Origin of the sequence: Frankia sp. AgKG'84/4 (genome assembly GCF_023242965.2) — a bacterium.
Taxonomy (GTDB): domain Bacteria; phylum Actinomycetota; class Actinomycetes; order Frankiales; family Frankiaceae; genus Frankia.
Genome location: NZ_JALKFU020000139.1, coordinates 1 through 10,597 on the forward strand (window position 1 = coordinate 1; position 10,597 = coordinate 10,597).

Consider the following 10,597-nt stretch of genomic DNA (forward strand, 5'->3'; position numbering starts at 1 on the left):
GCTCTCAGCCCGGCAGCGGGGCCCGGCTCCCCCGCGGCCGACCCCGGAGTCGTCGAGCCGACCGAGCCCGCGGCGAAGGCGGGCGCGGACCGCGCCACGCCATCGCTGCCGGTTCCCTCCGTCAGTGCCGGGACGAGCATCGCCGCGCGGCACCAGCCCGACGGAGCCGACGACACCGCCACGGGGGGCGCGCCGAAGAATGGTGCGGAACTCGTCTCCGGGTCAGGCAACGTCGTGATCATCACCGGGCCGAAGGTCGGCTCCGCCGTGGCCATCGTGGACGGGCCGCACCTGATCATTCCGCCGGCCGAGGACCCTCAGCTACACAGCCCCGAAGCGACCGGCGACGCGCTAGCGGTGGCGGACGCGTTCGTCGCCCGGCTCGCGGAACTCCCCGTGCGGCAGGCCAGCGCCTACGGTCAGATCCTGCGAGCGGACCTACTGTTTCGCGCGGGCCGGGAGGCCGCGGCCGGGCGGGCGCTGGACACGGTGGAGACAGCGGGCGGCGCGGATGACGCCACCCTGGCGCACGCCGCGCTGGTGCGGGGTGACTGGGCCGGCTTCCCCGACGGCGGCGCGTTGACGCTGGGCCGCCGCTGGGACGGCATGCTGATTCCCGCTCTCCGGCCGGCCCATCGAGAACGCGCCGAGGAACTGTGGCGACGATCGCTGGCCGCGTACGGCCGCGTCCGGTCGGACGCGGGGCGGGCCGCCGGGCTCATCCGCCTCGCCGAGGCTCCGACCGCGACCGACCGCCCGATGCTGCGACGCGCGCGCGTTGACGAGGCGGCACGGCGCGCGCGAGCCGCCGGCAACGACGCGCTCGCCTGGACCGCTCGTCTGCACAGCCTCATCGAGCGGGCGCGCACCGGCGAGGCGTCGGCGACCGAGGTGAGCACCCTGATGGCCGCTCTCACGGAATGGAGCCGCTTCGATGGCAGCACCAGCTATGGCCGAGGATTGCGGCACCTGCTGGCACACGCGTCCGGGGGCGCGCAGCACCTCGGCGCCCGCTGACCGACCAGCGGCCCCTCAGGTCAGACGTCGCAGCGGACCGTCAGGAGCCCGGAAAGGGCGGCGCTGCGCCGGAGCCAGGAGCGGGCTTACCCTCACCATCCGCAGGTGGGTTCATCGACGATCCAGGCAGGGTCACCCAGGCACTGCCGGAGAACTTGGTGCCGACCGTCAATGGGATCTTGCGGAACTGGCTGGGATCCAGGTCGCGGAGACGTTCGGCGACGGTGTCGCGGTAGAACTCCGGGGACAGGGCCAGCACGAGGTCCGCGTCCTCGTAGCGGTCCAGGATCGCGCGCACCGGCTCCGCGTCGATGAGGCGCGCGGTGACCACGACGGCGTCGCCGGCCGCACCCTTCCCGTCGATGATCACGTCGCCCTGATGCAGGGACATCCGCAGCCGCAGGCGAGCACCCTCGCGAGCCGCGTTGAACTCGCGCTGGGCGATCCGCAGTTCCCGGACGAAATCGCTGGCCAGCCTGGCTTTCTCGACCGACCCGTCGACGGCGACCAGACAGCCGTCGCCGTGGTCCTGGTTCAGCAGGACCACGTCATCGACCAGGCCGACGCCGCGCATCGCCTGCTCCACGATGCCCCGCAGACCATTGCGCCAGTCGATCTGGGCAAGCATGCCGTTCTTGCTGTAGCCGCGGGCGTCGAGGCAGAACAGGCTCGCGTGGCGCGGTTGGGCGGCCGGCGCCCAACCACTCGACCGACCCGCGTGGGCGGCGCGGGGCTCCGGCGCCGTTCGCCGCGCCGGACCAGCCGCGGCGAACACCGCGTTGGCGGGATATCGCTTCGCCGCGGCCGCGAGGATCCGAGCCCGACCTTCCAGCAACAGGCCCTCATCAAGCTCTGCGGAGACCTCGGACCAGAACTCGCCCGGCGAGCCGGTGAACACCGGTGCCCGCCCCCGGGACAGGCCGGCCTGTTCCAACAGCTGAATGGCGCTGGTCCGCGTGCAGAAGGTGCGAGACAGCGCCTCGATCTCCCGCTCGCTCAGCTTCTGCGTCACGAGTTCCCCCGAACCGGTGTGCGGTCTCCAACCGAACCCGACCTTGGCTGCTACGTAGCGGGGTCGGTGACCGGGGATCATTCTAAACCCGGTGCGGGAGCGCAGAACCGGAACTTCCCGAGAGCCGGCCGGGGAGGTCCCTCGCGTGCGAGCGGGATCGCCGCGGCGGCAGGTCGCCGCCGCGGCGCTCGAGTCAGCTCAGATCAGGCCGAGCGCGCGGACGGCTTCCCGCTCCTCGGCGAGTTCCTTCACCGAGGCGTCGATCTTCTCGCGGGAGAACGCGTCGAGCTCGAGGCCCTGCACGATCTCGAAACGGCCACCGACGGCGGTGACCGGGAACGAGGAGATGAGCCCCTCGGGCACCCCGTAGGAACCGTCGGACGGCAGCGCCGCGGAGGTCCAGTCCCCCTCGGGGGTGCCGTTCACCCAGGTGTAGACGTGGTCGATGGCCGCGGAGGCGGCAGAGGCGGCGGACGACGCGCCCCGCACCTCGATGATCTCGGCGCCGCGCTTGGCGACCCGCGGGATGAACTCCTCGGCGATCCACTTCTGGTCACCCACGGCCTCGGCACCGCTGCGGCCACCCACCTGGGCGTGGAAGATGTCGGGGTACTGGCTCGCCGAGTGGTTGCCCCAGATCGTGATCTTCTTGATCTCGGTGTTGGCGACGCCGAGCTTCTTCGCGAGCTGCGCGATCGCCCGGTTGTGGTCCAGGCGGGTCATCGCGGTGAACCGCTCCGCGGGCACGTCGGGCGCGTGTGTCTGGGCGATGAGCGCGTTCGTGTTCGCCGGGTTGCCGACCACCAGGACCCTGATGTCCTCGGCGGCGCCGCTGTTGATCGCTTCGCCCTGCGGCTTGAAGATGCCGCCGTTGGCGGACAGCAGGTCGCCGCGCTCCATGCCCTTCGACCGCGGGCGGGCGCCGACGAGCAGGGCGACGTTCGTGCCCTCGAACGCGCGCTTGGCGTCGTCGAACACGTCCACACCGGCGAGCAGCGGGAAGGCGCTGTCCTCAAGCTCGAGCGCGGTGCCCTCGGCCGCCCGGACTGCCTGCGGGATCTCCAGCAGCCGCAGCTTGACCGGCGTGTCGGCACCCAGTAGCTGACCCGACGCGATACGGAACAGCAGGGCGTAGCCAATCTGACCGGCAGCACCGGTGACGGTGACGTTGACAGGCGTAGAACTCACTGGCATCTCCTGGTACGGGTCATCCGTGGGATCGGGCGGCAAGCCGAGCCGGGACGACCGCCGGGCGATCGTGGACCAGCCCACCGAGCTGCACTGTTTTCGGTCGCGTCCGCGATGCTAGTCCGACCACCCTCCCCAGGGGGTGTGGTGTGAGGCCGAAGCCGCTCACACCTTCCAGCTCAACGCTACGGCGGCCCGCCCACGTGCGCGAATCCCCTCGGCGGGGACCGCGAACGCCCATCCGAGCCGGTCCGGCTCCCCCGCCGGTGCCGGCCCTACTGGCTGATCTCGCTGCCGCAGCGGGGCGCCGGGCGGATCAGGTCGAAGCCCTTGGCATCCGCGTTGACCTGAAGGAAGGTGTAGCAGCGGTTGACCTTGCCGGCCGCCGACGAGAAGTCGATCGGGGCGGGCAGCAACCCGTCCGCGTCGTAGCCCTTCGTTGCGCGCAGAAGCCGGATGACCGCCGCCCGGCTCGGGCACGGCCCGGCGGCGGCGAGGCCGTGCAGGAACAGGTCCGTCGAGATCCAGCCCGCCAGCGCGGACTGCTGGGCCGGCGGCGAGATCTGCGGCGCGTAGGTGCGCATGGCGGCCAAGAAGCGCTGGTGCGCCGCGGTGTTCACCTCGAACGGCTGGTAGTCGACGAACGTGTAAAGACCGGCCAGCGCGGGGCCGAACAGCCGCAGCAGCCGCTGGTCGTAGCTGACCGGCGAGAGGATGACCTTCAGGTTCGCCCGTGCCACCCGGGCACCGACCACGACCTGGCCGAAAGCAGCGCCGGTCACCGTGCCGACCAGGACATCGGCTGTGCTGTCGAGTACCCTGCGGCCGATCCCCGCCACGTCGATGGGTCCCGTCGCGTCGACCCGGCCCACCACCGGGATCCCGGCCGCCCGCAGGCTCGCTTCCAGCTTGTCGGCCATCGCCACCGACGTCGCCGAGAACCCCGACTGCGCGATCACCGCGCGATGGCCTCCTCGCTCCGCGACGAAGTCGCCCCAGACAGTCACCGAAGGTCCGTCGGAAACAAGGTTCGAATAGCTGAACATGTTGTCGTTGTGCGTCCAGACGGCCTCCAGTGCCGGGCCGACGACGGGCGCCCCCACCGCGTGCAGGTAGGCAGCGGAACCGCTGGCCACCGAGGAGGACTCGAGGACGCCGAAGACCCGGTCGTCGCGCACGAGGGTGCGCGCGGCGGCGTCATTGCCCGTGGGGCTTGAGGTGTCGTCGCGCCAGGCGTAGCGGACCTGGCGGCCGTGCACGCCCCCGGCGGCGTTGGCGACGCCGAGCCGGGCGTCCACGCCGGCGCGGAACGGCAGGAACAGCGACGCCGAGTTCCCCGTGTCCGGGTAGAGCAGGCCGAGCCGGACCGCGTCCACGCTCACGCCTGGTTCGGCGCAGACCGGCGCCGCCGCACTGCCCTCGCCGGGCACCCGGCAGCCGCCGAGGGCCAGGGCCATCGCCACACACGCCAGTCCAGCCAGTGCGGCCCTGGCTCGACGCCGTTGGCGCGATCCGGCGTGCGAGGCCGCGACGCTTGCCACGGGGACCACGCTAGGCACCCGATCAGCCGCGACGACAGCAATCAGGAGATTTTGTGAGATTGCCACACGGCGGACAACGCAGGGCATCCGCTCGTCGTCCGCGTCGCCCTACGACGTGCTGAGCGGGCCGGACCAACCCTGGGGACGAGGTTGGAGGCCGGCCTGTCGGCGGGGTGCCCGGGAGGTTCGGAGCGATCAGAAGGCGGCGGCGGCGGCCCGGGCGATCGCCTCGTCGTGCGGAGTGGGGCCGCCGCTGACCCCGACCGCACCGACGATCAGACCGTCGCGGCGCAGCGGCACCGCGCCGGTGAGGCCGGAGCCGGGTTGGGCTGGCACGACATCCCACTCCCCGTCACCGAGGTCACCGGGACCCCCGGCATGGTTCACCAGACGCGCCGGCAGCGCGGAGGCCCGCGCCGCGCAGGCACGCTCGACCGAGATGTCGGCGGTCCGCAGCCGGGCATTGTCCATGCGGACGTGTGCCACCAAAATGCCAGCGTGATCTACGACAGCGATGTTAACCGGTTGACCGAGGTGAATCGCATACCTTTCGCCGGCGGCGATGATCCGACGGGCGTCCTCGAGCGATACGGTCATCCGCGACTCTCCCCATAAAGCGGCGTTCCGGTGCGCCTGACCATAGGCCCACAACGACTGTCTGGTGGTGTTAGGCGCGCCGCAGACCAACCGTCGCGCATGCCGGTTCCCTGCGGGGGCGGCAGCACACACAAGGACACATGAAGCCCCGGCTCTGGGCCGCGCTGGCACCCTTGGCTCACCGCCCTGGCCCCCGCGGAGCGCGGCCGGCACAGCCCGGAGGGAACGACGCGGTCGCCGCGGCGCCAGGTAGCGGCGTCCTGCGTGATCCTCCGGGCTGCGCCGAGACGGGCGCCAGGGTGGTCGCTGGCTGTCACGGCACCACCGGCCGGTCCCCGGGCCGCGCCGCCGGCCGGTGGGCACCTCGACCGGCCCGCGACGCTGCGGGACGGCCGAGGTGGGATCCGGCGCCGGCCGGCCCGTTCAGGCCGCGGCGGCCAGCGGGAGCACCACCCTGGGGAAGCGGTGGACCAGGCGGGTGGTCAGCGGCCCGCCGTCGAGCATGTCGGTCAGCACGCCGGCCAGACGCTGGTCCAGCCGGCCGAGTCGTTGCAGCCCGCGCAGCCGAAGCAGGCCCGGCAGGTGCGCTTCGATGGCCCGCTGGTCGGGGCGTGGCGCGCCGTCCAGCCAGCCGTCGAACTGGTCGATGGTCATGATCTCCCAGACGACCGTGTCGGCGACCGCGCCCGTGCCATCCGTGATCGTGACCAGATGCGGAATCCGAACCAGGTCCTCGAAGCCGCACAGGTCCGGGCGCAGGCCCGCCGTCACGACGTTGTTGCCAAGCCTGGTGTCGACGCCGGCCGCCGGGCGCCGCAGGACGTTGCGCAGGTGGGAGGCGAAGGCCAGCGCCAACGCGCTGCGACCGGGCGGGCTGGCATGGGCGTGCAGCACGACCGCGTCCACTCCCGGCGCGCGAACCCGCTCGGCGGCCGCCCGCACCAGCCAGGCCGGCTCCACCAGCACGAACCCGACCTGGGCGCGGCGTCGCTGCGCGCTCGCGTCGCTGTCGGCCGCGGGCGCCGGCATGCCGAGGTTCTCCCGGGTCCACTGACAGGTGATCAGTCCGTCGGCGCCGGGCAGGGAGAGCAGCGGAAGATCCCCGGAGTTGAAGATCCGTTCCGCGGGAGGAGAGGTCATGGTGTCTCCGGTCCGGGGGGCCGACGAACACGCGAGGGTGACCGCTGACCGCTGGGGGAGGCTGGTACGGGAGGCGAGGGGGTCGTCGCCGTCGTGCCGCGTGTCCATCCGATCCGGCTGCCAGGGGGTGACGGGGGCTGCGTCAGTTCGCGAGGCGGCGGCCTTCGCGGTCGCCGAAGGGGCCCACGAGGAGGAGATGACCGGAGTCAGCATGACCATGTCTAGGGGTGGCTACTGCAGGAGGTTGTCGAAGTCGCCGTCTTTGGCGCCGAGTATCAGCGCCTCGATCTCGGCCCGGGTGTAGACGAGAGCGGGTCCGTTGGGGTGCCGGGAGTTGCGCACGGCGACCTCGTCACCGGGGAGCCTCGCCATTTCGACGCAGTTGCCCTGGGAGTTGCTCCGCCGGCTCTTCTGCCAGGTCACACGCTCCAGTGCCGTCGCCGGCATGCCGCTGTAAATCTTGCCCATGCGCTCTCCCGAAGCCCGAAGGGCCGTGCTGCGCCGCCCCCTCATCCCACGCAGCCCGCCTGTCGCACCGCCGCGCCGCGATGGACACCTCGCGGATCATCCCGGAAGACCCCCCGTGTCGCTCCGAGATGACCGCGTGTGCGCCTGCACGAACTTCGGCTCACGATACAGCACGGTCGGGTGCACGTGCATCAAGCGGGTCGCATGTGCGCACCACAACCTCACGTGCGATTGTCGACGGCGATCGACGTCCCGCCGACCATCGGGCTATCCGTTGGCACGACGGAGGGCCAGACACCACGGGGGGTGCATGCCGACGGACGGCAGGGCCGCAAGCAGCCAGCGCACCGAACCCGGGGCAGGCGCCGACCGGGCGGACCCACGCGGGGGCGGCGGCGTCGACCCGGGCGCGCGCGAGCAAGCGGACGCGCGAGGGAGGTGGGGGCATCGGGCGCAACGAACGGGGGCGCCGAGGCGGCCGGGCACCCGCGGCGATGGCCGCGAGGGGCGGCCTGTGGACGGTGGTCAGGTCCCGCGGTGCAATGCCAGGCGTTCGGCCGCGTGGCCACATCGCGGGATGACCCCCATTCAGGCGTCACAAGGCGGTCATCTGGCCCGAACGGGTGGGAATTAGCCGTATTCGAACGTGAAAGTGGGATGAAACACGACGTTGGGGGTCAACTCGTCCGGCTGGATGTATTGGACAAAGGCGGCGGATAGGGCGCCAGGGTGCACGAATGACCCCGTACCCGCCTCCGGAAACGCGCCGCACTCGGACACCCGCGGGTCGCCCGTTCAGGGGGACCCGTAAGGTGCAAAACTCGCAGGCGCGGGCAGACCGGGTATCCCGCCACGAGGGTGGCGCAGGCCATCCCGCAGAGGAGCGCAGACAGGACAGGTAAAGCAACGGGGGCCCATCGTCGGGCCACGGCTGGCATGTACGCACCACGCACCCTCTCGTCGGCGGCATCCGACAGCCATGGATCGGATGTGGGTCGCACGCGAGCGCACGCACGCGTACACCTGCTCGGCGGTGAACCGGCCCGTTCCGACCATCGACGCCGGCCCTCGGCGGCCGCGCGGACCGGCCCGACCCACCCGAGTGGGCAGTCCGGCGCCGCTCCCCGACCGCCACGTCGAGTGAAATCGGACCGTCGCACGCGAGAGGCAGGGCGAACCCGACCGCGTGCGCCCCGACGGAGGGCCAGTGAGGGGTGAGGACGTAGGGAAGCGACAGCGGGTGCACGCGGACCGGACGGAGTTCCGTTCGCCAGCGCCTGGATCGATCAACTTCCGCGTTCCCGGAAACAGAACGGAAGTCTTGCATCACACCGAGCCACAGCCAGACCTCGGTCGCCGAGCGTCGACGTCTAATCGGGCCAGGAAGTGGACACCCGCTCCCTGCACTCTCCGTGAGCGAGTATATAAATAACCCTTACCACGCTAAAGAAGCGGCACCAACTCCAACATGAGAACCAGAGACGTAACCGGAACCAGAAGATCAGATGTCATACTCTTGCGTTGACCGATGGCGAGGGGGCCGACCGTGACGACAGCTCAGCCGGGAAGTGGACCGACCGTGCGTCGGATCCTCCTCGGCTCCCAGCTACGTCGACTTCGCGAGGGGAAGGGCATCACCCGGGAGACCGCGGGTTACCACATCCGCGCCTCGGAGTCGAAGATCAGCCGGATGGAGCTGGGGAGGGTCAGCTTCAAAGAGCGTGATGTAGCCGACCTTCTGACTTTCTATCAGGTCACGGAGGAAGGCGAGCGGGCGCCTTTGCTGGCGCTCGTCCGGGAAGCGAACACCGCCGGCTGGTGGCAGAACTTCAATGATGTCCTGCCCACCTGGTTCCAGCCATACGTCGGGCTGGAGGAGTCGGCTCAGCTAATCCGGACGTACGAGGTGCAGTTCATTCCGGGCCTGCTCCAGTCCGAGGAGTACGCCCGCGCGATCATCACGCAGGGTGGCAGCGGTCTGTCGTCCGAGGTCATCGAGCGGCGCGTAAGCGTCCGGATCAACCGGCAGAAGCTGCTGTACCGCGCCAACGCGCCGCGACTGTGGGTAGTCGTGGACGAGGCTGCTCTGCGCCGCCCGATCGGCGGGCCGAAGGTGATGCGCGCCCAGATCGAGCACCTCATCGCCCTCGCCGAGATGCCGAACCTGACCCTTCAGGTGATGCCGTTCGCCTTCGGCGGCCACGCGGCGGAGGGCGGCGCGTTCACAATCCTGCGTTTCCCGGAGATGGACCTGCCCGACGTGGTCTACCTCGAGCAGCTCACCAGCTCGAGCTACCTCGACAAGCGCGACGAGGTCGACCGCTACATGGAGGTCTACAACCGGCTCAGCGTGGACAGCACGACGCCGGCGGAGACTCCCGATCTCCTGCGGCGGATCGTCAACGAGCTGTAGACCCCGCAGCCGGCGGCGGCCAGCTCAGTTCGACGCTCAGCCAGCCGTCGTCTACCGCGACGTCCACCCCGAGGCCCGGTTCGACCCCCCGCGCGCCGCCGAGTGTGACCGGCGGCGCCCCGGCAGGCCAGGGCATGGTGACGAAGACGCTGCCGCCCTGCGGCGACCAGAGGATCGTCACGATCGCCCGGCCTCCCGGTGCCGCGGCGAGTACCTCGCCGACCCGGTCGGCCAGCGCGGCACGGACCGCGCGCGGGGCGCACCGCAGGTCGCCGTCCCGTTGAACCTCCACCCCGACGCCCGCGCCGGCGGCATCCCCGAGCACCGCGTCCAGTTCGGCGAGCGCCGAGGACGGCCCGCCGCCGGTCAGCATCCGGCGGATCGCCGCAGCCTGCCCGGCGCACCGGCTGCGCACCGTCGGCGTAGCCGGATCCAGCCTTCCCTCGACCACGCCGGACAGCAGCGGCAGCACGTCCTGCTCGACCGTGCCCAGCCAGGCGACCCGCTCCCGACGGATCATCGGCGTGGAGTCGGCATGGGCGGCGAGCTCCGCCTCGGCGGCCAGCCTGCGGGCGGTCGAGTCGGCTGTGGCGCGCAGCAGCGGGCCGAGCATCGCCGTGATGATCTGAACGACGCAGCAGCCGTAGACGATCGAACCGAGCCGGGCGATGACCAGGTCCTGACCTGTGTGCCGCCGCAAGACCAGCACGGCGAGCAGCAGAACCGTCACCACCAGTGCCGCGATCCACTCCCGCTTCGGCCGGGAGGCGGTCACGAACGCCAGGAGCAGGGGGACGACCAGCAACGGCCAGTCGCTGATCCGCACGATGTACCCGCCCCTGGTGTTCGCGGTGGCGGCGACCACGATCGCGAGTGTCACGGCGACAAGCGCGAACGCCTCGCCCCGGGTCAGCGCGCCGCGGCGGACCCGCCGCGCGGTCACGGCGATCAACCCGGCCAGGGCCAGCCAGAGCAGCCCCGCCACCGGACGCACCCGCACCCACCCCAGGGTGGTGAGCAGCGGAACAAGCATGATCGCGAGCCAGGCCCCGGCGACGTTCCCGACCGCCCGGCGCAGCCCCGCGGCGTATGCGTCGCCCAGATCGGCGGCGATCGCCGCGACCCCCCGGCGGTCCGGGACGAACCCGCTGCGGACGATCGCGTCGACGGCGTTTCGTACCTACCCGCGCCGGGCGGTGCTCGGCCTTGCCCTCTTCATCG

The 10,597-nt window shown here is 71.4% G+C and carries 9 protein-coding genes and 1 pseudogene; 3 read left to right on the forward strand and 7 right to left on the reverse strand.

Annotated features, from left to right (window positions below; translation table 11 throughout):
- A pseudogene (locus tag MXD58_RS11340) lies at positions 1–1,017 on the forward strand (hypothetical protein); the annotation flags it as partial.
- Between the two features lie 40 nt (positions 1,018–1,057).
- Here the strand turns inward: MXD58_RS11340 and MXD58_RS11345 are convergent.
- From MXD58_RS11345 to MXD58_RS11370, 6 genes are all read right to left on the reverse strand, one after another.
- Positions 1,058–2,029, reverse strand: coding sequence for an effector-associated domain EAD1-containing protein (locus MXD58_RS11345; RefSeq protein ID WP_248839766.1), 972 nt, complete (start codon positions 2,027–2,029; stop codon positions 1,058–1,060).
- Between the two features lie 198 nt (positions 2,030–2,227).
- Positions 2,228–3,217 carry a malate dehydrogenase gene (locus tag MXD58_RS11350; RefSeq protein WP_250609295.1) on the reverse strand — a complete coding sequence of 330 codons (990 nt, stop codon included), beginning with the start codon at positions 3,215–3,217 and terminating at the stop codon, positions 2,228–2,230.
- 275 nt (positions 3,218–3,492) lie between these two features.
- The gene (locus tag MXD58_RS11355; RefSeq protein WP_248839764.1) at positions 3,493–4,674 is read right to left on the reverse strand and encodes an ABC transporter substrate-binding protein; all 1,182 of its coding nucleotides are present in this window, start codon (positions 4,672–4,674) and stop codon (positions 3,493–3,495) included.
- 279 nt (positions 4,675–4,953) lie between these two features.
- A complete protein-coding gene (locus MXD58_RS11360; RefSeq protein ID WP_248839763.1) occupies positions 4,954–5,355 on the reverse strand; it encodes a GlcG/HbpS family heme-binding protein in 402 nt (133 codons plus the stop codon).
- A gap of 423 nt (positions 5,356–5,778) precedes the next feature.
- Positions 5,779–6,495: a hypothetical protein gene (locus MXD58_RS11365; protein WP_248839762.1), complete on the reverse strand. Its 717-nt coding sequence runs from the start codon at positions 6,493–6,495 to the stop codon at positions 5,779–5,781.
- A 231-nt stretch (positions 6,496–6,726) separates the two neighbouring features.
- Complete coding sequence (locus tag MXD58_RS11370) at positions 6,727–6,963, reverse strand: DUF397 domain-containing protein (RefSeq protein ID WP_248839761.1); 237 nt, start codon at positions 6,961–6,963, stop codon at positions 6,727–6,729.
- A 1,546-nt stretch (positions 6,964–8,509) separates the two neighbouring features.
- On the opposite strand from MXD58_RS11370, the gene MXD58_RS11375 reads away from it, so the two are divergent.
- Complete coding sequence (locus tag MXD58_RS11375; RefSeq protein WP_248839760.1) at positions 8,510–9,376, forward strand: Sco1979 family transcriptional regulator; 867 nt, start codon at positions 8,510–8,512, stop codon at positions 9,374–9,376.
- Here MXD58_RS11375 and MXD58_RS11380 read toward each other — a convergent pair.
- Positions 9,363–10,409, reverse strand: coding sequence for a hypothetical protein (locus tag MXD58_RS11380; protein ID WP_250609296.1), 1,047 nt, complete (start codon positions 10,407–10,409; stop codon positions 9,363–9,365). The genes MXD58_RS11375 and MXD58_RS11380 overlap by 14 nt on opposite strands.
- Here MXD58_RS11380 and MXD58_RS11385 point away from each other — a divergent pair.
- Positions 10,408–10,597, forward strand: a 190-nt coding sequence (locus tag MXD58_RS11385; RefSeq protein ID WP_250609297.1) for a hypothetical protein, incomplete at its 3' end; no start/stop codon positions are given. The two genes, MXD58_RS11380 and MXD58_RS11385, sit on opposite strands and share 2 nt — an antisense overlap.